The sequence below is a fragment of the Nitrobacter winogradskyi genome (genome assembly GCF_006539545.1).
Classification (GTDB): Bacteria; Pseudomonadota; Alphaproteobacteria; order Rhizobiales; family Xanthobacteraceae; genus Nitrobacter; species Nitrobacter winogradskyi_A.
This window is the reverse complement of record NZ_BJNF01000106.1, coordinates 1-21108: the sequence shown is the minus strand read 5'-3', so window position 1 is coordinate 21108 and position 21108 is coordinate 1. Positions and strand designations below refer to the sequence as shown.

General features: G+C 60.4%; 20 protein-coding genes and 1 tRNA gene. 9 read left to right on the top strand and 12 right to left on the bottom strand.

The annotated features are described in order from the left end of the window. The first annotated feature begins 1540 nt into the window (after positions 1-1540). The 3 genes from NWI01_RS16930 (at position 1541) to NWI01_RS16920 (ending at position 3476) form a co-directional block, all read left to right on the top strand. The gene (locus NWI01_RS16930; protein ID WP_244613851.1) at positions 1541-1855 is read left to right on the top strand and encodes a hypothetical protein; all 315 of its coding nucleotides are present in this window, start codon (positions 1541-1543) and stop codon (positions 1853-1855) included. 977 nt (positions 1856-2832) lie between these two features. After that, the gene (locus NWI01_RS16925) at positions 2833-3108 is read left to right on the top strand and encodes a hypothetical protein (RefSeq protein WP_141385147.1); all 276 of its coding nucleotides are present in this window, start codon (positions 2833-2835) and stop codon (positions 3106-3108) included. A gap of 92 nt (positions 3109-3200) precedes the next feature. Then, complete coding sequence (locus NWI01_RS16920) at positions 3201-3476, top strand: DUF1488 family protein (RefSeq protein WP_141385146.1); 276 nt, start codon at positions 3201-3203, stop codon at positions 3474-3476. A 1199-nt stretch (positions 3477-4675) separates the two neighbouring features. Here NWI01_RS16920 and NWI01_RS16915 read toward each other — a convergent pair. From NWI01_RS16915 to NWI01_RS16900, 4 genes are all read right to left on the bottom strand, one after another. Then, a complete protein-coding gene (locus NWI01_RS16915; RefSeq protein ID WP_141385145.1) occupies positions 4676-4882 on the bottom strand; it encodes a hypothetical protein in 207 nt (68 codons plus the stop codon). 388 nt (positions 4883-5270) lie between these two features. Next, the gene (locus NWI01_RS16910; protein WP_141385143.1) at positions 5271-5453 is read right to left on the bottom strand and encodes a hypothetical protein; all 183 of its coding nucleotides are present in this window, start codon (positions 5451-5453) and stop codon (positions 5271-5273) included. Beyond that, positions 5450-5599, bottom strand: coding sequence for a DUF2934 domain-containing protein (locus NWI01_RS16905; RefSeq protein ID WP_141385142.1), 150 nt, complete (start codon positions 5597-5599; stop codon positions 5450-5452). Before NWI01_RS16905 ends, NWI01_RS16910 begins: the two co-directional genes overlap by 4 nt. 59 nt (positions 5600-5658) lie before the next feature. Beyond that, the gene (locus NWI01_RS16900) at positions 5659-5859 is read right to left on the bottom strand and encodes a hypothetical protein (protein WP_141385140.1); all 201 of its coding nucleotides are present in this window, start codon (positions 5857-5859) and stop codon (positions 5659-5661) included. A gap of 944 nt (positions 5860-6803) precedes the next feature. Between NWI01_RS16900 and NWI01_RS19845 the strand changes: the two genes are divergently transcribed. From NWI01_RS19845 to NWI01_RS16885, 3 genes are read left to right on the top strand one after another with little or no spacing between them, the layout of a single operon-like run. Beyond that, entirely contained in the window at positions 6804-7199 is a 396-nt protein-coding gene (locus NWI01_RS19845; protein ID WP_244613850.1) for a DUF3489 domain-containing protein, read from the top strand. A gap of 2 nt (positions 7200-7201) precedes the next feature. Then, on the top strand, positions 7202-7669 hold the full coding sequence (locus NWI01_RS16890; RefSeq protein WP_141385138.1) for a DUF2924 domain-containing protein: 468 nt from the start codon (positions 7202-7204) through the stop codon (positions 7667-7669). Between the two features lie 14 nt (positions 7670-7683). Beyond that, positions 7684-9270: a recombinase family protein gene (locus NWI01_RS16885; protein ID WP_375782191.1), complete on the top strand. Its 1587-nt coding sequence runs from the start codon at positions 7684-7686 to the stop codon at positions 9268-9270. A gap of 378 nt (positions 9271-9648) precedes the next feature. On the opposite strand, the gene NWI01_RS16880 is transcribed toward NWI01_RS16885, so the two are convergent. The 4 genes from NWI01_RS16880 to NWI01_RS19125 form a co-directional block, all read right to left on the bottom strand. After that, positions 9649-9724: transfer RNA gene (locus NWI01_RS16880), tRNA-Lys, on the bottom strand. 152 nt (positions 9725-9876) lie between these two features. Then, on the bottom strand, positions 9877-10455 hold the full coding sequence (locus NWI01_RS16875) for a Spy/CpxP family protein refolding chaperone (RefSeq protein ID WP_141385135.1): 579 nt from the start codon (positions 10453-10455) through the stop codon (positions 9877-9879). Positions 10456-10743: 288 nt separating this feature from the next. Further along, entirely contained in the window at positions 10744-12303 is a 1560-nt protein-coding gene (locus NWI01_RS16870; RefSeq protein WP_141385150.1) for a 2-isopropylmalate synthase, read from the bottom strand. A 114-nt stretch (positions 12304-12417) separates the two neighbouring features. Further along, positions 12418-12585 carry a hypothetical protein gene (locus NWI01_RS19125; RefSeq protein ID WP_181410554.1) on the bottom strand — a complete coding sequence of 56 codons (168 nt, stop codon included), beginning with the start codon at positions 12583-12585 and terminating at the stop codon, positions 12418-12420. Between the two features lie 201 nt (positions 12586-12786). Here NWI01_RS19125 and NWI01_RS16865 point away from each other — a divergent pair, with 201 nt between their 5' ends. Both NWI01_RS16865 and NWI01_RS16860 read left to right on the top strand, forming a co-directional pair. Further along, the gene (locus NWI01_RS16865) at positions 12787-13578 is read left to right on the top strand and encodes an ATP-binding cassette domain-containing protein (RefSeq protein WP_141385134.1); all 792 of its coding nucleotides are present in this window, start codon (positions 12787-12789) and stop codon (positions 13576-13578) included. Then, positions 13575-15134: an ABC transporter permease/substrate-binding protein gene (locus NWI01_RS16860; RefSeq protein ID WP_141385133.1), complete on the top strand. Its 1560-nt coding sequence runs from the start codon at positions 13575-13577 to the stop codon at positions 15132-15134. Before NWI01_RS16865 ends, NWI01_RS16860 begins: the two co-directional genes overlap by 4 nt. 93 nt (positions 15135-15227) lie before the next feature. Here NWI01_RS16860 and ilvC read toward each other — a convergent pair whose 3' ends face one another. The 4 genes from ilvC to miaA all read right to left on the bottom strand — a co-directional run bounded on the left by ilvC (position 15228) and on the right by miaA (position 20206). After that, positions 15228-16247, bottom strand: coding sequence for a ketol-acid reductoisomerase (gene ilvC, locus NWI01_RS16855; protein ID WP_141385132.1), 1020 nt, complete (start codon positions 16245-16247; stop codon positions 15228-15230). 213 nt (positions 16248-16460) lie between these two features. Continuing rightward, entirely contained in the window at positions 16461-17003 is a 543-nt protein-coding gene (gene ilvN / locus NWI01_RS16850; protein WP_011315560.1) for an acetolactate synthase small subunit, read from the bottom strand. 164 nt (positions 17004-17167) lie between these two features. Continuing rightward, complete coding sequence (locus tag NWI01_RS16845; RefSeq protein ID WP_141385131.1) at positions 17168-18946, bottom strand: acetolactate synthase 3 large subunit; 1779 nt, start codon at positions 18944-18946, stop codon at positions 17168-17170. Positions 18947-19264: 318 nt separating this feature from the next. Further along, positions 19265-20206: a tRNA (adenosine(37)-N6)-dimethylallyltransferase MiaA gene (gene miaA / locus NWI01_RS16840; RefSeq protein ID WP_141385149.1), complete on the bottom strand. Its 942-nt coding sequence runs from the start codon at positions 20204-20206 to the stop codon at positions 19265-19267. On the opposite strand from miaA, the gene serB reads away from it, so the two are divergent. Beyond that, positions 20205-21098 carry a phosphoserine phosphatase SerB gene (gene serB / locus NWI01_RS16835; protein ID WP_141385129.1) on the top strand — a complete coding sequence of 298 codons (894 nt, stop codon included), beginning with the start codon at positions 20205-20207 and terminating at the stop codon, positions 21096-21098. The genes miaA and serB overlap by 2 nt on opposite strands. The last annotated feature ends 10 nt before the right edge of the window (positions 21099-21108 follow it).

Sequence of the window (21108 nt, the reverse complement as noted above, 5' to 3'; positions counted from 1 at the left end):
ATTCACGACGATAGTTGGCGCGCCGACCCGCATGTCGTCTTCCGCGAACATGAGGGGCGAGGTTATTGGAGGGGCGACGAATGGGTGACTTGGTAACAAGTCTGCAACAGCCGTGAGAAATGGCCTTCGCTTGGTGAACGAGCTCCGAGTTGAAAGGGCTGATAGATCGCTAGCCTCGGCGAACGCTTTCAACACCACCGCGTCGGAGAATTCACCGACGGACGGATCTCAGGTGCGACTGCCAACGTCTTTCCAAATGGCCTCCGGGCGTAAGTACGCTCCACTCCGCCTTATGATCTGAGATCCCACGCCACGTTCTGCGCGTCAGTTGCTTACGCTGATCAGCGCAGCATGGAAATCCGTGCCGGAGCGCCCTCGTGTAAGTCTGTGCTGGCAACATTATTGAACACTATCAGCCGCGCGATGAGGCCTTGCATCGGTAACTGCGTTTTTGAGGCAGCCCTGCCGTTGTTCCACTTTAAACTCTTGAACCGGAGGCAAGCTGGCTGCCCGAACCGTTGCAACGTCCTCGGCAGGGAAGACGTTGCTCGAGGCTGCAAAATTCGGTTGCGTTCCGCCGGGCGATATCCAGGTAACCGAACTGATGAATAAGTTGTAATGACCGTCGCTTGGATGATATCATTATGTGCCGGACTGATGCCTAGTCTTCGTCAATTCGCTATCGGCTTTGTTTCCTGCCCTTTCAGCAAGCTGCAGACAGTTATCTTCGTTTTCGCGAAGTGTTTTGAATCTTGGGTCATCCGCAGACACCGCCTCAGGCAGGATCATTGCCTTACCGGCGTAAAGCCTACCTGGATGCCGGTGCTTGGGGGCTGCCGGTCAGCTGTAAAACCTCGTATCAATGCGTTGTAATCGCGGGCCAACGGCAGCGTACGAGTGGAACAAATATTTCTTATTTCGCATGCACCCATTGCGATCAGAGTCACAGGCCCCACTTCCAGCGAGCACCTAGAAAATTAGTTTTAGGTTCATTTCCGGAAGGAAACACCATGTCCGATACACCGATCGCTCCCACTGAATCCCCGAACACTGCACCTCCGGGCGAGGCCAAACCTACCGCTCAGGACAACACGCGCAATACCAGACCCTTGCCGGAAGCTCCGAAGCAGAAATAGCTGTCCTTGAATGGCGCGAGGGAGCCCGGCGCGTGCCGGGTTTTCTTTTTCGGGGGAAGTTATCATGTCAATTTAGACATCATTTCGCTTTCGAGACTGGCCCGTATTGCCTTGGCTTCAAGATTTCCTGGCTCCGTCATTTTGGCATTGATGACTGATGATTCTTGTCCGCTCACTGTGAATTATGGGCATCGGTAAGCCTGCTCACGGGCACGCTTCGGATTACGAAATCTCGCATTATGAAGGCGACACAAACTTCACTTATCCTTAGCAGATAGTAACGCAATCATAACTCATGACTACCTCAAGGTGCCGCGTTCACGCCAACGCGATAATAGCGGAACAAGTCGCGCCGCCCGAGCGCTGAGATTGATCCGGCCACCGGCAACGAAAAGAGAGCTTCTATGAATGAGACATCACTGCACGAAAGAAGCGCCAACGCGCTCGTTGACAACGCCGTCAACGACGGTTTTCAAATCTCCATCAGCAGTGGAGATAAAACGGTCGTTAGCCGATCACGAAATAGCGCCGAGATCATCAAAGCGATGTTTCATACCGATATGGACACGCTCACGCTTAACGTCGAAGAACGGCGCGTTGGCATCGTCACTCTAATGTACGACACCGAAAAACCCGGGATCGAAGTAATCGGCGACCACACCGACATCCCACACATAAATCGTCTCGTCGAACACACCATGAAGGAGTTTGAGAAATGATCTCTGCGCCGAACCTGCAGGGCACTTCCGAACATACGGCTTGGCGAAAAGGGGTCGCGAAGTCTGTGATGGAGATGCTGCGCTGCGCCGATCGCTCGTCACGTCGACGACTATAAGAATAGCCGCCTACTGACGCGGCATCACTTGGTTAATCGTCGCGCTTGTCATTATGCCCTCGGTGGCGAGAGCGCTTCGATGGTTTGATCGTTTCCCCAATAAGTCAATGCTGTCATGACCGCCCAATCAGACCTAATATTCAGCTGAAAAATGACCTAAATCGTCTCGTTGCCATGACTTACGCGTGACATTTGCCCATTATCTCGGTGCCTGAAGTTCTGTCGACGTCGCTAGCGATCAGATCATTTATGGTTTCTTCGGTTCCGATGTACTTCTCCTAGGTTACTGAGAGAAGGAACTGACCGGGGAAGCGTTCTTGGGAGGCGCGATCTATTGCATTGGACCGTCAAGCTTGCGCCGCTTTGGCGAACTGGCCGCTACTAGCGCCGAAGAATTCTCCCGCCCGAGCTATTACTTTCCGGCGCGACCAATCCGGGTGCGGTGGATTGTCCAGCCCACCAATCCCCTAGCGGCTTCCGTTGCCCCTATCCGGGTTGCAGATCGGGCTCTCGTCCGCTGGCGGCACACGAGCGAGCACCACAATTGAACATTATCAACACCCTTTCCGCCTCGACTCACGCTATCGTGCTATGAAGACCTTGTATCGGCAGACTTTGTTGCCACTTGTAACGGGCGATAGCGATATTTGGCCGCAGCCCTGAAGTGACGAATGATGGGACGCGAGCCTGAACGATCTGCATGCCGATTTATCAGGCACCCCTATTCAGCAGCGACGTGAACTGACGGCGGAGACTCTTTAGAACGCGCTGCTTGACGAGGAAGCGTTTACTGCGGACTAAGATTCGCAGCCCTCTATGATGACACCACGCGATCGTTGCATCGAACAGGCGGAGCGGATCATGGCCACACGAACGCGCCGAGAGACAAATTACTTCAAGAATCCATTCAAGATGCAAGGAATCGATCGCCTGTTGCCCGCAGGCCCTTATGAAATCTTAACAGACGAGGAGTTGATCGAAGGACTGTCGTTTCCCTGCTATCGTCGCGTCTCTACCATGATCATGGTGCCGGCCGCTGCCTCGTGCACGGCGGCGATAGAGATGGTGTCCATTAGTTCGGTCGATCTGTCCAATGCGCAGCTTAGGGATGCGCGTGCGGCTTGTGATCCCTCCTGAAGGTCAACCGGATCCCATCACGGCAGCGGGGCGAACGTGACATCGGGGCGCCAAGTAACAGGTGCGCTCGCTACAGTGAAGGAAACAATCTCATGACACTGACACGCGGAGCCTTTGATAGGTTTGAATACGATCGGATGGTCGTGCTGTTCTCGATGATGAACGACGAGGTAGAAATCCCCTGCGCCATCAGCACCGACGCGCTCGACAGCATGGAAAATTCTGGACGCATTGCGCCTGCCCAGCGCGCTGCTCAGTTCGAGCGATTGCGCGTCCGGATCGAGGCTTGCGCGATCCGCAAGTTTCAATTGTCGGAATTCGAGGGCAAGCCACCCGGTCTCATCCTGCGCACCACCGACTTTCGCTGACGGGACGCCGAGGCCTTCAATGGGTGACGCAGTAGTCGCTTTCACGTTGTCGACGGCAATGACGGTGAGGTTCATCGCTCGAAAAGCAGCCGGTCGGGATCCTAGTCCCTCTTAGCCCACCTATCCACGCTCCTTCACGAAGCCGAGGCGGGGTTCGTTGAGGATTTTGGAGACGGATGATGTCATGGAAGCGGCCTCAGAAACCCGATGTAGGATCCTCTGCCGAAGTTTGACACCGCCATCTCGGTGTGGCGACGCATCCTCTTCCCAGGGTTCAATACTGACATTTTGCACCATGGCATCGCGTCCGGATCGACGGGCATTATCACCTCGTCCACACGCATCTTACGACCATCGCGCGCGATCCATTCAGAGCCAATCACAGGTATCATCTCCCTCCTAGTCCGAACCCATGGCGTTTTCGGGGTTCTTTCAATGAATCAATCAATGCGCGATGACCTTCGACCTCATCCGGTGTCATGTTTTGAAAATCATCTTCAGAAAAAGCTGGAGCGGCTCGAATAATAATTTTGTCCGATTCATCATCAAAATATCAGCCGCGATCTGTCGTTAAACCAGTATCAGATAAGCTCATCAAACTTTTGGGTGACGATATGCCCCGAATCGCCACCAGCTAGCTCATCCTGCACTTCTTCGATCTTAACTGCATATCCGCCTGCTTATTTCGCATTGAGAAAATCCTGCGCCTTTCCCAGCAGACTGCAGTTAGCGTGGGAAGATCGTGCCTGACCCATCTGATAAGGGCAACGATCTTCATCGCATTCAACGCGCTGTAACGGAAGATTTTTTTGACGGTTGGACGAGCGCAGCAGTAAGCCCGTCCCGGCGTGCATTAGGCGTATTGCATCGCAATTTGTCGATCGTGCGCTTACACCTCAGGTTCAGCACGGCGGCGAGAGGCTAAGCTGCATGAGTACCGTAGAGAGCATATACGCCAATCTCGGCAAAGCGATTGCCCAATGTCACGGGCCCTCCGGTCCATTGCAAGCCAAGTCCGTTCAGACGCTCCGCCGGATGCTTCTCGATCACGGCAAGACACATTCTTCATCCCGCTCCGCACGATCGTGAAATCACCTGGAAATAAACGCTCTAACGGCGGCTGGAATTCAGGCGTCAGTGATCTTCAGAGGTTGAGGGTATCAGAGGTAAAAGTGGGCTAGTGCTCAATTCGCCAAAAGTTATTGCACCATCGGTTTTTTATCGAGGGCTTTCTGGCTGGAAGGGCGCGCCGCTTCGAGGTGCTCTCCGAGCAGCACATCCAGTTGTTCTTCGAGCGCTGTAAGTTCGGCTTTGTTGAGGCTGATGCTAGCCGGGTCGTCAAGTCCGATCGAAAGCCCGCGGTTGACAGCAATCTTTCGGCGCAGTTCGTCGCATTCGCTGCACATGGTGCGCTCCGTAAGAGGCGGGAGCTCGCGCTGCTCTCAGTCATCGGCGGATGCCTCGAAAGGGGCGATGATGGCTGAGCCTACCATTTATGCACGGCTTCCGGCACAAAATCGTCAGCCGCGGATCGGACAGGTTTCATGCATCGTTCTGACTTAATTTGATTGTTCCAGTGGCCTCCCGGGGAGCACGGTCCCGCGGGGGCTTTTGGGGGCGAAAAGCTGCGGGACCGTGCTAGAGCCCTCCGGGGGGAATGGGCCCGTCGCGCTAATATGTACGCCTGATCAATCCTTGTAAGCCCCTTGAACGGGTTTTGCCGCGACAATGCCCGAGATGTGATGTCGCATCGCATCGCGCTATTTTCCGAGACAATGCATCGCTCGACGGCTCTCAGTGCAGCGTCACTTCTTCGATAATAATGATGACTTGGCTCGTGTCAGGAGGGGTGCTGTCGTTGCACTCGCACGGCATCCCTTCGCTACACGCGCAGCCGAGCTCGTAGTCAAAAGCCTTGCTGGAATGGATCTCGCACACCCAGCCGACGCCGCAGCATACGCGGCAGTTGCCAATCATGCCGGATCGCTCCTCTGCTTCTCTTCGGCCCGCAGTTCCTGCGAGGCCCGCTGTTCGAACTCGTTGTCCCTGCCTTCGGGGAAGCCCGCCTGCTGCCACAGCTCAAACGAGCGGCGCCGGACCTGCGCCTTGGTGGGGTTCTTCATGCTGCTGGTTCTTTGATGGGAGGGATCCTGAGGATGCGGCGCTAGGAATGCTGCCGCGCCTACTTCGGCGGCTGCAGTTCGGGCGAGCTCGCCCACGCCTCGATGTTCGCGGCTGTCTCGGCCTGCCGGATTTTCTTCCGCAGCTCGTACTCGTCCGCGCCGCCCGGCGCAGCGTTAGCCTCGTAGCGCGCGCCCGAGATGAAGGCTGAAAGACGGTCCTGGAACGATGTGGTCTGCTTGAAACGACGCCCGATCTGCATGGCGCTGCTCCTGTCCGCGAGAGGAGGGCGTGAGCGCGAGCGGCGTTCTCATCACCGATATAAGCCACGATCCGTGCGGTGATTAGCCATCATTGCACATCCGGCAGCGGAAGTTATGCGCACTAGTGGACGGAGAGTTCACAAGCGCTTGAATGCTACGGGCCCCTTTTTCTTCTTCCACTGCGCCCAGCGCGCGCCCGTGCCGCCTTCCAATGGATGCATCCATTCGCCGCCGAACTTGCGTACAGAACATCTCCGCGTGCTTAGAACCGCTCCCACGCCTCCTTAAACTCGCTCTTGGCTTCATCCAAACTATCGGCGTCGCCATTGCGCCATGACGGGATACGTTCCACTACCACCTTTCACCTTGCCAGGACCGCTCATCGACACGCCTGATCGTCCCGATACGAAGATCCCTAAGGAAGATGAAATAATGGTGATTCATCTGGTCGTCGGCGATGACGGTTGGCGGAGCAGGTTATGCGAGTCAGGCTCAGAAGGCGCTGCTCTCATCGTTCCAGATCTGAGGTCGCCTCATCATCGACGCTCGATCCCACGGTTGCGATCGATCTGGTTCAGGACCTTTCACATTTTGTCGCCAGCGGCCTGAGAGCTCGATGCGGCCCGACCAAAGTGAACGACGAGAGCGAGTAGATTATCGTAGTAGAGGCCGAGCTCAGACTGCAGCCGCCACCCGCCGGTCGAGCCGGCGAGTTTGAAAATCTACTCGGCCGTCGCGATGCGCGGGTTAAAACATTTATGCCGCGCCGGAGGCGTTTCGGCCTTCGACCGTATTTTCGAGGTTCCTGCAGAAAGGACTGGCATTGTCGGGCGAAGCGAGCATTGCTGTGGCGTGAGATGGCCTTTGGATCGGCCCCGCAGCGCAACATCGCTGACGGGGCCGTGGATGGTGCGACGCTGATGTCGCATCATTCGGAGGGCCTATGCAGAAGTCATCCCGCAATCGGAAGCCATCGAAGCGCAACGGGCGTGCCAAGGCCGGCACTGCGGCGAAACCAGCAAGAAAAAAGTCTCGTCCGGTGGGGAGACCGACGAAGCGACGTCCAACGCTTCCCTTAAGCTCGGCTCAATCGGGCGGCGTGGTCAGCGTAACTGCTGAAGCCAACAAACGCGCGAATAAACAAGCCAAACTGCTCGATCTTCTGAGGCGCCCGGCTGGTGCGACCATTGCCGCACTCTCGAAAGCCTCCGGTTGGCAGCAGCATTCCGTGCGTGGATTTTTGGCCGGTGTCGTCCGCAAGAAGCTCGGGCTCGAGTTGGTCTCAAGCTTTGAAGCCGATCAGCGCATCTACCGTATCATTGCAGCGAAGCAGGCCTGACGATGGCTGAAGCCTTGAAGGGCGAGCTCGCGGGTCGTCGCGATCTCGTTGGTCAGCGACCGCAGTCGCGTTGTCGTCGCTCTAGCTGGTCCACGCTGGCGCATCTTCCGAAGCATCTGCAGACAGCCATCGTAAACTATCGGCGACAGGCGGATCAGTCGGGCGACCTCGATCCGGCGATACGCCAGTTCCTTGATCGGATCGGCGAGAAAGAGACGTCCGACTCCATCATGGCCAAGCTCGTGGCCTTCGACCGGGGACAGGTCGAGCTGAAAGCTGGCACTATCCTGTCCCGAGAATGGAACGGCATCACCTATCGGGCGATCGTCGTTGACGATGGCCTCCTGTGGGACGGGACACGGTACGACAGCCTCTCGGCGATCGCCTTCGCCATCACCGGTACCCGCTGGAATGGCCCCCGCTTCTTTGGCCTGCGGGATAGCACGGTCGCTGGCGAGGATGAGCCGTGAGGGCGGGAAAAGCGGTGGCCCGAGAGCTCGTCCGGTGCGGTATCTATACCCGGGTCTCGACCGACAATGGCCTGGACCAGGAGTTCAACTCGCTGGATGCCCAGTATGAGGCTTCCAGTGCCTATATCAAAAGCCAGGCCCATGCCGGTTGGGTGCAGGTCAAGACCCGCTATGACGATGGCGGCTTCTCGGGAGGATCAACCGACCGGCCGGCGCTGCAGAGTCTGCTCGAGGATATCCGGGCCCGCAAGATCGATGTCATTGTGGTCTACAAGGTCGATCGTCTGACCCGTTCGCTCGCCGACTTCGCCAAGCTGGTCGAGCTGTTCGATGCCCATCGAGTGTCGTTTGTCTCGGTGACCCAACAGTTCAATACCACAACGTCCATGGGGCGCCTGACCCTCAACGTTCTCTTGTCCTTTGCCCAGTTCGAGAGGGAGGTCACCTCGGAGCGCATCCGGGACAAGGTGGCAGCCTCCAAGAAGAAGGGCATCTGGGTCGGAGGTCCCCTCCCCCTCGGCTACGTCATGGAGAATGGCAAGGTGGCCGTCGTCCCCGAAGAAGCCGAACGGGTTCGTCACATCTTTGGCCGCTACCTCGAACTCGGCAGTGCCCGTGCCCTGATGCGAGACCTCAAGGACCGAAACATCGTCAGCAGGCAGCGTCATCTCAAGACCGGAGCAATTCGAGGTGGAGTTCCGTTCGGCTGTGGCGCCTTATTCCATCTACTGCGCAACCGCTTCTACATTGGCGAGGTCAACTATAAGGGCCAGATCTATCCGGGCGAGCAGCCCCCGATCCTCGATCGCGACCTGTTCGAGCGCGTCCAGACTATGCTCTCCGTGCAGCGGAGTCATCAGACCAGGACCCGGACCTCCTTCAGCCATCTCCTGACCGGTCTGATGTTTGACGACGCCGGCCATCGCATGGCGCCGACCCAAGCCCAGAAGAAGGGCCGGCACTACAGCTACTATGTCTCGCGGCCGCTTCTGTTCGGGAATGCAGCTAAAGCCGACGTTGGTTCGGTCTCTCGGGTCCCCGCCCCTGACATCGACGATCAGGTCCGCGAGGTCGTCCTGAACCCGAAGCATCGACAGCTCAAAGCCACCGGCCTTATCGACAACGCATTCGCGCGCTCGCTGATTGAGCGGATCGAGGTCCAGCAAAACCGCCTCGTCGTGCAGCTGAAGCAGGATCCAGACATCACAATCGAAGAAAACGACTCCACCATCGTCATCCCCTGGATCAAGCCACCCTCCAAACGAGCGCGGTCAATCCTGCGCCCGACCTCCGCAAAACTTCCGCTCCGCCCGATGAAGCTGGAGCGACGGGCCACGCTGGTCGCAGCAATCGCCCGCGGCCGGCGCTGGCTCGACGAACTCATCGCCGATTCAACAACAGATGCCCAAGCAATCGCAAAGCGCGAGCGATGCAGCCTGCGCCACGTCAACATGACGCTGTCGTTGACCTTCCTCTCTCCGGCCCTCACCAAGGCTGCCGTTGAAGGTCGGTTGCCACGTGGCATCGGTCTCGAACAACTGCGCGAGCTCCCGCTCGAATGGGATCGTCAGTTCGAATCGTTAGGTCTCAGTCCGATGTGAGAAACGGTACTCGCCCGCGATCGGTGTTTCTATTCAACAGGCGCGACCTCTGTTGGATTCCTCTAGAAGTGCCAGTGACAGGTCCCGCAAAAACACCCCTGACAAATCCCGCGAAAAGCAGAGCATTTGCACGACGGCTAAGCTTGTGGAGACCGGGTGGCGGTCGAAATAGCGTTCGAACTGGCTGCCCCACCCAGTCAGCGAACCGGTCTCTGCCGCTCGGCCAGGAACGGGAATTTTCGATGCAGAGACAGAGCGCTCTTTTGCGATATTTCTGGGACCAGAGACGCGCGCAGAGACCAGACGGATCGCGAAAACCCCGTAATTTGCGCGACAAATCGACGGATGGGACATCGCGTTCGATCCCTGCGAACTGGGTGGTGGGCGATGTAGGGCTCGAACCTACGACCCGCTGATTAAGAGTCAGCTGCTCTACCAACTGAGCTAATCGCCCGGAACTGTCCAGATTCCCTCGCGGGAGCGGGTCGTTTAGCAAAGTGGACCCGCGATGTCCAGCAAGGCAGCCGCGCTTTCTTCTGCCTCTTCGAGAAAACAAGAAGCCGCCGATTCCCGGCGGCTTCTTCATGGCTACCTTATGCCGGCTGATCAGAGACGACCGGAATCGTCGTCGCTGTCCTTGCTGTGATCAAACCGATCACCGCCCCGGTCAAAGCGCTGATGATGACGCCAGCCCCCCATTCCGAAACCGTGATTCATGCGGGTGAGGACCATCAGGCGGCGCTTCTGGCCATCGTCAAGGGTCTTGTAAAGCGGGTCTGCAGCATCAGCGATTTTCTTCAAAGCCGCAGCTGTCTCGGCCATGCGATCGGCTTGCTCGCGAAGGCGAGCCACCTGATCAACGGCCGCCTGCTGCTTTTGTGCATCATCCTTCTTGCTTTCCTTCTTCTCCTTCTTGGCCTGCATCCGGGCATTGGCGCGGTCGATCCGAAGCTTGGCGAAATCGCGGATGGCCTGTTCCACCGGAGGCCACAGTTTCTCCTGATCCGGCGTCAGCGCAAGACCGGCATGAACCGCCGCGATCCGCGCATCCGCGATAGCCGACCGATCCTGCGCGCTGAGTTGCACGCGTTGATGGGACCACGGGTGATGCTGATGGGCGTATACTGCCGTCGAACCGGCGATAGCCAGTGCTGCGACACCTGCGAGAATGGCCTTCTTCTTCATTGGAACTCTCCTTTGCAAGGTCCAGTCAAGATGGAGGCGCGCGGCGCGCCAGGCAAATTACATCTTCGCAAGGTGCCTTCTCTCACGAAGATGTAATGTCGCCTCGTCAAACCGGCGTGGCTGTTTTCCATTCATCACACGATGCGTCACGATGAGATGATATGCCGCGTTCGGCGCGCAGGCACGTCCCTTATGCGGAACGGACGGCGCCGTGAGGCGCCGCCAGTGCAGCCACAAATACCGGCGACGCCTCACGGCGCCGTCCGTTCCGCATAAGCAATGAGAGGTTCAGCTCGCGGCGGCGGCAGGCAAGTCGCGCTGATGCTTCATCACGATCTTGTTGAGCGCGCCGAGATAGGCCTTGGCGGATGCAACCAGCGTATCAGGATCGGCGGCCTTTGACGTCATCGCACGTCCGTCCTGGCTGAGACGCACCGATACTTCGGCCTGGGCGTCGGTGCCCTGGGTCACCGCATGAACCTGATAGAGTTCCAGCTTGGCCTCGTGCGGCACCAGTCTCTTGATGCAGTTGAACACCGCGTCGACCGGGCCGTTGCCCTCGGCCTCCTCGATCCGGGTCTGGCCGTTGACCGTGAGCTTCATCGTTGCACGCTGCGGACCATGGGTACCCGCGATCACCGTGAGCGACGACAGCTTGATGCGATCGTGTGACGCCGCCATTTCCTCGTCCACCAGCGCGATGATGTCCTCGTCGTAGATGTCCTTCTTGCGGTCGGCCAGCGCTTTGAACCGCACGAACGCATCCTGCAACTGGTTCTCGGCCAGCTTGTAGCCCAGTTCCTCCAGCTTGTGCTGGAAGGCATGACGGCCGGAATGCTTGCCCATCACCAGCGACGTCTGCTTCACGCCGACGCTTTCCGGCGTCATGATCTCGTAGGTCTGCGCGTTCTTCAGCATGCCGTCCTGATGAATGCCGCTCTCGTGCGCGAACGCGTTCCGGCCGACGATCGCCTTGTTGTACTGCACCGGAAAGGAGGTCGCCGCCGACACCATCTTGGAGGCGCGGGTCAACATCGTGCTTTCGACATTGCACCAGTACGGCATGACATCGCCGCGGGTCTTGATGGCCATCACGACTTCTTCCAGCGCGGCGTTCCCTGCCCGCTCGCCGATACCGTTGATGGTGGACTCAACCTGACGCGCGCCACCCTCGACGCCTGCCAGCGAGTTGGCGACGGCGAGCCCCAGATCGTCATGACAGTGCACCGAGAAGATCGCTTTATCGGCGTTCGGCACCCGCTCGCGAATGGTCTTGAACATCCGCCGGTACTCGTCAGGAACCGCATAGCCGACAGTGTCCGGCAGGTTGATCGTAGTGGCGCCCGCCGCGATCGCGGCCTCCACGCATTTGCACAGGTAATCGATCGAAGTGCGGGTCGCATCCATCGCCGACCACTCGACATCCTCGACCAGATTGCGGGCCTGCTTCACCGTGGCGGTGATGATCTCCAGCACCTCAGCCTCGCTCTTGCGCATCTGATGCGCCAGATGGATCGGCGACGTGGAAACGAAGGTATGGATGCGGCCTCGGCGCGCGTGTCGCACCGCTTCGCCGGCACGGGCGATATCGCCGGGAATGGCGCGCGCCAGACCTGCGATGACCGCGTTCCTGGCGTTCCTGGCGATCTCCGCGACCGCTTCGAAATCGCCGACCGAAGCGATCGGGAAGCCGGCTTCGATGATATCGACTCCCATGTCGTCGAGCATCTCGGCAACTTCGATCTTCTCCTCGAAGGTCATGGTCGCGCCGGGGCATTGCTCGCCGTCGCGCAGGGTGGTGTCGAAAATAACGACGCGGTCCTTGTCGGACTTGTTCGCAGGTGTCATGGGAATGAGTGTCATGGGAATGATCCTCTGGTCAGTGCGCCATGCGGGGCGCTCTAAGGGCTGGCGTCTCTGCGTTCCCCCTGAGTGCCCAGGCAGCAACTGCCCAGCCGGCGCTCAGGGGCCGATAAGAAGCAGAAGCCCGCCGGCCAGCAGGCCGGGCATGGACGCAGCCGGAATCGCTCGGGAACCAGCGGCCGACGCCGCCTGCCCGTGAATTCCCGCCGTTTCGCCGCGCACCAGCATTACCTGACCCTTTGAGAGCCGTTTTTCAACGAGAACCATTTTTCAACGAGACCCGTTGACGGTTCGTTTCGTTGCCGACCCTCCTGCATGATTTTAGCCGAGAAGGACCCGATATCGCAATGCCCAAAATTTGGTCAGCGATCCTGCCGGACCTGCTTCGCGGTACGGCGCCCCCGCAATCGAAAAGCGATTCGGGGCAGGCTTGGTGCAATGGCGACCGTGTGATACCTCCCGCAAGGCATGAGCGAAACCTCACCGCTGATCGCGTTTTCACATGTCGTCAAAAGCTTTGGCGGCAACCATGTGAGAGCCGTGAATGACGTCTCGTTCGACATCGCGGCGGGCGAATTCCTTGCCGTTGTCGGCGGTTCCGGCTCCGGCAAGACGACGCTGCTGCGGCTCGCCAATCGCCTGATCGATCCCGACGGCGGTACGATCACCGTTGCTGGAGAGGATATCACGGGAATAGACGCGATCGGGCTGCGCCGCCGGATCGGCTATGTGTTCCAGAGCGGCGGCCTGTTTCCTCATATGAGCATCGCGGCCAATATCGGCATCACGCCCCGCCTGCTCGGGACGCCGAAATCCGAAATCGCCGCGCGGGTCGACGAACTGCTCGATCTGGTGCAGCTCGACCGCACGCAGCACCGCGATCGCTTTCCGCACGAACTATCCGGCGGCCAGCGCCAGCGCGTCGGCGTCGCGCGCGCACTCGCCGCGAAGCCGCGCATCGTCCTAATGGACGAACCCTTCGGCGCTCTTGATCCGGTGACGCGTGACGCGCTCGGCAACGACTACCGCGCAATGCACGTCAGGCTCGGCCTCACGACCATCATGATCACCCATGACATGGCCGAAGCGCTGTTGCTCGCGGATCGCGTTGCGGTCATGCACGAAGGCCGCCTGATTGCGCTGGGGACGGCGAAAGAACTGTCCCGTATCGACAGCCCCTATGTCGGCGAATTGCTCGGCACGCCGCGCCGCCAGGCCGAGCGGCTTCAGGCCGCGCTATCACAGAACATCGCGTCATGAGCCTGCTGTTCGATCCGCGCTGGAGCGAAGCGCTCGCTCGCCTGCCGGACTATCTCGGCAACCACGTCCGCGTCAGCATCACTGCGCTGGCGCTGGGCCTCGTGATCAGCTTTCCGCTGGCGCTGGCCGCCCGCAACCGGCCGATGCTGCGCAGCGCGCTTCTCGGTTTTGCAAGCATCGTACAGACCATGCCGGGGCTGGCGCTGCTGGCGTTATTCTATCCGCTCCTCCTGGCGCTGGCGACATTGACATCGCAATGGTTCGGCTTTGGCTTCTCCGCGTTCGGATTCCTGCCTTCGGTGCTGGCGCTGGCGCTCTATTCGATGCTTCCGGTGCTGCGCAACACTATCACCGGCCTTCAGGGGATCGATCCCGCATTGACGGAAGCGGCTAGAGGGGTCGGCATGACGGCGCGGCAATCCCTCGCCATGGTCGAGCTTCCGCTGGCGCTGCCGATGATCATGGCGGGCATCCGCACCGCCGCGGTCTGGGTGATCGGCACCGCGACGCTCTCCACGCCGATCGGCCAGACCAGTCTCGGCAACTACATCTTCGCCGGGCTGCAGACCCAGAACTGGGTGTTCGTGCTGTTCGGCTGCATCGCCGCGGCAGCCCTCGCGCTGGTCGTGGATCAGTTGCTGGCGCTGATCGAATCCGGCTTGCGGATGCGGCGTCGCATCCGCGTGTCACTCGGCCTTGCCGGCATCGTGGTCCTCGCCGCGGCCACATTGGCGCCCTCTCTGACCCGCGCGAAATCCACCACCCTCGTCGGCGCCAAAACCTTCACCGAACAATATGTGCTCGCGGCGCTGATCTCGCACCGGCTGCAAGCCGCGGGTCTTCCGGCGACGACACGCGCGGGGCTCGGCTCCAACGTCATTTTCGACGCGCTGGCGAACGGCGACATCGATGTCTACGTCGATTATTCCGGCACGCTGTGGGCCAATCAGTTCCATATGACCGACCTCAAGCCACGCCAGGAATTACTCACCGAGCTTGAGACGATATTGGCGCGGCGGAACATCACGCTGCTTGGCGAGCTCGGATTCGAGAATGCCTACGCGCTGCTCATGCCAAAAGCACGGGCCGACGCGCTGGGCATTCATACGATCTCCGATCTCGTCGCCCGCGCCGGCACGATGTCGATCGCCGGCGACTACGAATTCTTCGCCCGGCCTGAATGGGCGGCTCTGAAGAAGGCTTACGGATTATCGTTTCGCGAGCGGCGGCAGATGCAGTCGGATTTCATGTATGCCGCCGTGGCGTCCGGCGAAGTCGACGTGATCGCGGGCTACACCAGCGATGGCCTGATCGCCAAATACGGCCTGACCGTGCTTGACGATATCAGACACGCGATTCCACCCTATGACGCGATTGTTCTGTTAGCGCCGCGGCGCGCCAACGACGCAAAGCTGCGCGCCGCGCTTCAGCCCCTGCTTGGCAAGATCGATATCGCCGCCATGCGCGAGGCCAACTTCCGCGCCAGCGACAGTGATACGGACGGCTCACCGGCAACCGTAGCGCGGTGGTTGTGGACGAAGATCAATGAGAAATAGGATGGTGATTTAATAGCACAGGTGGGCGCGGCACTTCTTCCTTCCCTCTCCCCTCGAGGGGAGAGGGAAAAGCACCACCCTCAAGCCGGCGAATCAGTTCTTCGCTTTGTCGACCATGGCGGCCTTCTTGATCCACGGCATCATGTCGCGAAGTCTTGCGCCCACCTCCTCGATCGGATGGGCGGCGAGCCGCGCGCGGGTCGCCTTGAACGAGGTCTGGTTGACCTTGTTCTCCAGCATCCAGTCGCGAGCGAATTTGCCGGACTGAATATCGTCGAGTACGCGCTTCATTTCCTTCTTCGTCTCCGCGGTCACGATGCGGGGGCCGGTGACGTATTCGCCGTATTCAGCGGTATTGGAGATCGAGTAGTTCATATTGGCGATACCGCCTTCGTAGATCAGGTCCACGATCAGCTTCACCTCGTGCAGGCACTCGAAGTAGGCCATCTCCGGCGCATAGCCGGCTTCCACCAGCGTCTCGAAGCCGTTCTTGATCAGCTCGACCAGACCGCCGCAAAGCACCGCCTGTTCGCCGAACAGGTCGGTCTCGCACTCTTCCCTGAAGGTGGTCTCGATGATGCCGGCGCGGCCGCCGCCGACCGCCGAGGCGTAGCTGAGACCAAGGTCATGCGCGTTGCCCGAGGAATCCTTGGCAACCGCGATCAGGCAAGGCACGCCGCCGCCGCGCTGATACTCCGCGCGCACGGTGTGGCCGGGGCCCTTCGGCGCGATCATCAGGACGTCGAGATCGGGGCGCGGTTCCAGCAGGTTGAAATGCACGTTGAGCCCATGCGCGAAGATGAGCGCCGCGCCCTTCTTCATGTTGTCGTGCAGATGCTCGCGGTAGATGTCGCCCTGCAGTTCGTCAGGCGTCAGCATCATTACAAGGTCGCCCCACTTCGCGGCTTCGGCGACTTCCATCACCTTGAAGCCCGCGCCTTCGGCCTTTTTGGCGGAAGCGGAGCCCTTGCGCAGCGCGATCGCGATCTCCTTGACGCCGGAATCCTTCAGGTTCAGCGCATGGGCATGGCCCTGGCTGCCATAACCGACGATGACCACCTTCTTTCCCTTGATCAGGTTCAGGTCGGCGTCACGATCGTAATAAACACGCATGGCTGTTCCTCTTTTGCGGCCACAATCGGCCAGATCACATTCGCGGATGGCGCGAGCACGCAGCCCGAAAGAGTTGCGCCCGGTTTTTAGGGCTACGGATGCCGGGAGACAAGTCCGCTGCAACGCCTGGGGGATGGCAAGACGTCATGGGTCGTCCGGGAGTTAGGTGAACAGGACAAGGCCGCAAACGCAGGAGGCATACGCCAGCATGGCTTACATCCCTTCCGGTCCGCGCCCGATCGCCGCGACGCCGGTTCGCGACACCTCCACCAGACCGATCGGCCGCATCAGGTCGACGAACTGATTGATCTTCGAGGTGCCGCCCGTGATCTCGAACACGAAACTCTCATTGGTGGCATCCACCACGCGGGCCCGAAACACCTCCGCGAGCCGCATCGCCTCGATACGCTGATCCCCCGCCCCCTTGACCTTGACCATGGCAAGCTCACGCTCGATGGAGCGCCCGGTCAGCGTCATATCGACGACCTGATAGACCGGAATCATGCGGTCGAGCTGATGCTTGATCTGCTGGATCACCATCGGGGTGCCGGTTGTGACGATGGTGATGCGCGAGACGTGCTTCTTGCTCTCGGTCTCCGACACCGTAAGGCTTTCGATATTGTAGCCGCGACCCGAGAACAGGCCGATCACCCGCGCCAGCACACCCGGCTCGTTGGCGACCAGCACCGACAGCGTGTGCGTCTCCTTCGGATCGCGGCGCTCTTCGAGGAAATAGGCGGAAGCGGGCTGGTTCATTGGCGGTCCTGCGAATCCATCTCGTCATACCCGGCCTTGCGCCGGCATCCACGTCTTGAACTTTGTTTCGTCTCAAAGGAAGCCGTGGATGGCCGGGACATAGGCTTTCTTTAGAACGGCGTTCCTCGAACGGCTATGCCCCGAGCCATGGCGGCTTCCGGTTCTCACACCAGTGCCTTGCCGCCGGCAAAGGCGGCCGCGGTCACATCGTCGTTGGCTTCCGCAGGCAAAAGCATCTCGTTATGCGCCTTGCCGGACGGGATCATCGGAAAACAGTTCTCCAGCGCGGCGACGCGGCAATCGAACAGCACGGGCTTCTTCACCGCAATCATTTCGGCAATCGCGGCGTCGAGGTCGGAGGGACTGGTCGCTTGCAGGCCGACGCAGCCGAAGGCATCGGCGAGCTTGACGAAATCGGGTAGCGCCTCGGAATACGAATGCGACAGCCGATTGCCGTGCAGCAACTGCTGCCATTGCCTCACCATGCCCATGTACTGATTGTTGAGAATGAATATCTTGATCGGAAGATCGTGCTGAACCGCCGTCGACATCTCCTGCATCGTCATCTGCACCGAGGCATCACCGGCAATATCGATGACGAGGCTGTCACGATGGGCGACCTGCACGCCGAGCGCGGCCGGCAAACCGTAGCCCATGGTGCCGAGGCCACCCGAAGTCATCAGGCGGTGCGGCTCATCGAAGCCGAAGAACTGCGCGGCCCACATCTGATGCTGGCCGACCTCGGTTGTGATGTAGGTGTCCCGGCCTCGCGTCGCCTCGAACAGGCGCTGGATCGCGAACTGCGGCAGGATCACATCGTCGTTCTTCTTGTAGGCGAGCGAATTGCGCGCGCGCCAGCGCCCTATCTCGAACCACCACGGATCGATCCTGGGCGTCTTGCCTTCCGCCTTGAACGCCTGCAGCAGGTCGGCCATCACGCTGCCGGCGTCGCCGATGATCGGCACGTCGACGCGGATGTTCTTGTTGATCGAGGAAGGGTCGATATCGATGTGAATCTTCTTTGACCCCGGCGAGAACGCATCGGTGCGACCCGTGATACGATCGTCGAAGCGCGCCCCGATGCACAGCATGACGTCGCAATCATGCATCGCCATGTTGGCCTCATAAGTGCCGTGCATGCCGAGCATTCCGAGCCAGTTCTTGCCGGAAGCCGGATAGGCTCCCAATCCCATCAAAGTCGAGGTAATCGGAAAGCCGGTGGCTTCGACCAGCGCGCGCAGCGTCTTCGACGCCTCGCGGCCCGAGTTGATGATGCCGCCGCCGGTATAGATCACCGGCCGCTTGGCATTCAGCAACAGCGCGACAGCCTTGCGTATCTGCCCCGCATCGCCTTTGATCTGCGGCTTGTATGACGCGTGAACGTCCGATTTACGCGGCGGCGTGTAGGTGCCGGTCGCGAACTGCAGGTCCTTCGGCACGTCGACCACGACCGGCCCGGGACGGCCGGAGGTCGCGACATAGAACGCCTCGTGCAGCACCTTCGGCAGGTCCTTGATATCGCGCACCAGCCAGTTGTGCTTTGTGCAGGGCCTGGTGATGCCGACGGTGTCGCACTCCTGGAACGCATCGTTGCCGATCAGGTGCGTCGGCACCTGGCCGGTGATGCAGACCAGCGGGATCGAATCCATCAACGCGTCGGCCAGCGGCGTCACCATATTGGTCGCACCCGGCCCCGAGGTCACGAGCGCAACGCCGGGCTTGCCGGTGGAGCGGGCATAGCCTTCCGCTGCGTGGCCGGCGCCCTGTTCGTGCCGCACCAGAACGTGCTCGATGTCGCGCTGCTGGAAAATCTCGTCATAGATCGGGAGCACCGCGCCACCCGGATAACCGAAGATGTGCTTGACGCCATGATCGACGAGGGCACGAACGATCATGGCCGCACCGGTCATCTGATTGGAATCCTGATGTTTGTTTTGGCTCATGGTCGACTCCGGCTTCGCAATTCTGGCGTAGGGTTGCCACCGTCACGGATAAGAAAAAAGGCCCTCTGAAGGGCCCGGCGCAGCGCCCTGGATTGGAACGGCTCAGCCGCCCCGGGCAGCGCTCCCGGCAACGACGATCACCGGAACAAGATCTCTGGTAACAAAATTACGCATTTCGTCGCCAACTTTCGCAAAGGTTGCGCGGGTTATACGGGGCGGATTTACACCCGTCAACGGTGTTTCAATGCAAAATAATGCTGATTTCAGTGTTTGGGAGTGGGAAGAGCCGGCCTGCGGCGTCGCCCGGTCGGCCCGGCGCTATCGCGCTTCGACCTTCTCCAGCGCCTGTCTTGCCTCCGCCGGAGCGGCCCAGATGAACTCCGGCAACTGATGACGAAACCAGGTGAATTGCCGTTTGGCGTAATGGCGCGTGTCGGCGCGGCCGATCTCGGCCGCCCGCTCCTGGGATATCTCGCCGCGCAGATGCCGGATCAGCGCCGGTACGCCATGCGCCTTCATCGCCGGCAGAAGCGGATCAAGTTGCCGTTCCGCCAGCGCAGCGACCTCTTCCAGCGCCCCGGCCGCCAGCATCGCGCCGAAACGCGCGTCGATCCGCGCGTAAAGCGCGTCACGCTCCGGCGCAAGGAACACCGCCTTCACGCGCCCGGGCGGCAGCAAAGGCGGCGAGCCATCGCGATGCCAGTCGGTCAGCGAGCGTCCGGTCGCCTCGACGACTTCAAGCGCGCGGGCGACGCGGGAGCGATCGCGCGGTCTCAGACGTTGCGCCGCCTCAGGATCATGCCGGGCAAGAACCGCATGAAGCGCCTCGGCACCGTCCCGTTCGAGACGCGCGCGGACGTCGTCGCGAACCTCTGGCGGAATCGACGGCACCGCCGACAGGCCGCGCGTCAGCGCCTTGAAGTAGAGACCGGAGCCGCCCACGAAGATCGGCAGCCGCTTTTTTGCGAGTGTTTCGTTGAGAACCGCGGCCGCATCGGCCACCCACCTTCCGGCGGAGTAGTTCACGCTCGCATCGACGTGGCCGTAAAGCCGGTGCGGCGCGCGCGCCTCCTCATCAAGCGTCGGGCGCGCGGTCAGGACGCGAAGATCGCGATAGACCTGCATGGAGTCGGTGTTGATGACGACGCCGCCGGTCTGTTCGGCAAGCGACAGCGCCAGCGCGGACTTGCCGCTCGCGGTCGGCCCTGCGATAAGCACGGCATCCGCCTCCGCCCCCTCATCACGGTTCAACCCGCCCATGTCGCTCGTCGCCACGCTGATCTGCAATCCGGCCAACCCCGCGCTCGATAGCACGGTGCTGGACGGCGCGCGCGCGGTTCTTGGCAATGCCGGCCCTGCGAAATGGCTGTGGGACGAGGTCGCGGCCGACATTCCCTTCGAAAGCTCCGACTCCATCCCGGCCATCACACAGCGCCTGCGTGAGGCGCGCGGTGATCTGCCGATCGACGTGGTGGTCCAGCCGCAGATCGGACGGCGCAAGAAGCTGTTTCTGGCCGACATGGATTCCACCATGATCGGCCAGGAATGCATCGACGAGCTCGCCGATTTCGCCGGCCTCAAGGCGCATGTCGCCGCGATCACCGAGCGCGCCATGCGCGGCGAAATGCAATTTGAAGCCGCGCTGCGCGAACGCGTGGCGTTGCTCAAAGGGCTTCCCGTATCCGTGGTCGACGAGGTGCTGGCAAAGCGCATCACGCCGACGCCGGGCGGGCGCGAACTGGTCATGACCATGCGCGCCAACGGAGCCTACACCTGCCTGATCTCCGGCGGCTTCACGCTCTTCACCCAGGCGGTAGCCGCCCTGATCGGCTTTCACGAGAATCGCGGCAATACGCTGCTGGTCGAAAACGGAAAACTGTCAGGCACGGCCGCTGAGCCGATCGTCGGCCGCGAGGCCAAACTCGCGACGCTGATCGAATTGCGTGAGGCCTCCGGTCTCGACGGGCTGGATACGCTGGCAGTGGGCGACGGCGCCAACGATCTCGGCATGATCCAGCAGGCGGGCCTGGGCGTCGCCTATCACGCCAAGCCAGCGGTTGCCGCGGCGGCAGCCGCGCGCATCGACCATAGCGATCTCACCGCCCTGCTGTATGCGCAGGGGTACAGGCGCGACGAATTTGTCAGCGCGTAGACTTAGGTCA

Excerpts from the sequence above, each read along its gene's own strand:
- NWI01_RS16860 (WP_141385133.1), top strand. The coding sequence starts at position 13,575 with ATGAGCCTGCTGTTCGATCCGCGCTGGAGCGAAGCGCTCGCTCGCCTG.
- NWI01_RS16925 (WP_141385147.1), top strand. The coding sequence starts at position 2,833 with ATGGCCACACGAACGCGCCGAGAGACAAATTACTTCAAGAATCCATTC.
- ilvC (WP_141385132.1), bottom strand. The coding sequence starts at position 16,247 with ATGCGTGTTTATTACGATCGTGACGCCGACCTGAACCTGATCAAGGGA.
- NWI01_RS16930 (WP_244613851.1), top strand. The coding sequence starts at position 1,541 with ATGAATGAGACATCACTGCACGAAAGAAGCGCCAACGCGCTCGTTGAC.
- NWI01_RS16900 (WP_141385140.1), bottom strand. The coding sequence starts at position 5,859 with ATGCAGATCGGGCGTCGTTTCAAGCAGACCACATCGTTCCAGGACCGT.
- ilvN (WP_011315560.1), bottom strand. The coding sequence starts at position 17,003 with ATGAACCAGCCCGCTTCCGCCTATTTCCTCGAAGAGCGCCGCGATCCG.
- NWI01_RS16875 (WP_141385135.1), bottom strand. The coding sequence starts at position 10,455 with ATGAAGAAGAAGGCCATTCTCGCAGGTGTCGCAGCACTGGCTATCGCC.
- NWI01_RS19125 (WP_181410554.1), bottom strand. The coding sequence starts at position 12,585 with ATGGTTCTCGTTGAAAAACGGCTCTCAAAGGGTCAGGTAATGCTGGTG.
- NWI01_RS16845 (WP_141385131.1), bottom strand. The coding sequence starts at position 18,946 with ATGAGCCAAAACAAACATCAGGATTCCAATCAGATGACCGGTGCGGCC.
- NWI01_RS16920 (WP_141385146.1), top strand. The coding sequence starts at position 3,201 with ATGACACTGACACGCGGAGCCTTTGATAGGTTTGAATACGATCGGATG.
- miaA (WP_141385149.1), bottom strand. The coding sequence starts at position 20,206 with ATGGGCGGGTTGAACCGTGATGAGGGGGCGGAGGCGGATGCCGTGCTT.
- NWI01_RS16915 (WP_141385145.1), bottom strand. The coding sequence starts at position 4,882 with ATGTGCAGCGAATGCGACGAACTGCGCCGAAAGATTGCTGTCAACCGC.
- NWI01_RS16905 (WP_141385142.1), bottom strand. The coding sequence starts at position 5,599 with ATGAAGAACCCCACCAAGGCGCAGGTCCGGCGCCGCTCGTTTGAGCTG.
- NWI01_RS16890 (WP_141385138.1), top strand. The coding sequence starts at position 7,202 with ATGGCTGAAGCCTTGAAGGGCGAGCTCGCGGGTCGTCGCGATCTCGTT.
- serB (WP_141385129.1), top strand. The coding sequence starts at position 20,205 with ATGTCGCTCGTCGCCACGCTGATCTGCAATCCGGCCAACCCCGCGCTC.
- NWI01_RS16910 (WP_141385143.1), bottom strand. The coding sequence starts at position 5,453 with ATGATTGGCAACTGCCGCGTATGCTGCGGCGTCGGCTGGGTGTGCGAG.
- NWI01_RS16870 (WP_141385150.1), bottom strand. The coding sequence starts at position 12,303 with ATGACACCTGCGAACAAGTCCGACAAGGACCGCGTCGTTATTTTCGAC.
- NWI01_RS16865 (WP_141385134.1), top strand. The coding sequence starts at position 12,787 with ATGAGCGAAACCTCACCGCTGATCGCGTTTTCACATGTCGTCAAAAGC.
- NWI01_RS19845 (WP_244613850.1), top strand. The coding sequence starts at position 6,804 with ATGCAGAAGTCATCCCGCAATCGGAAGCCATCGAAGCGCAACGGGCGT.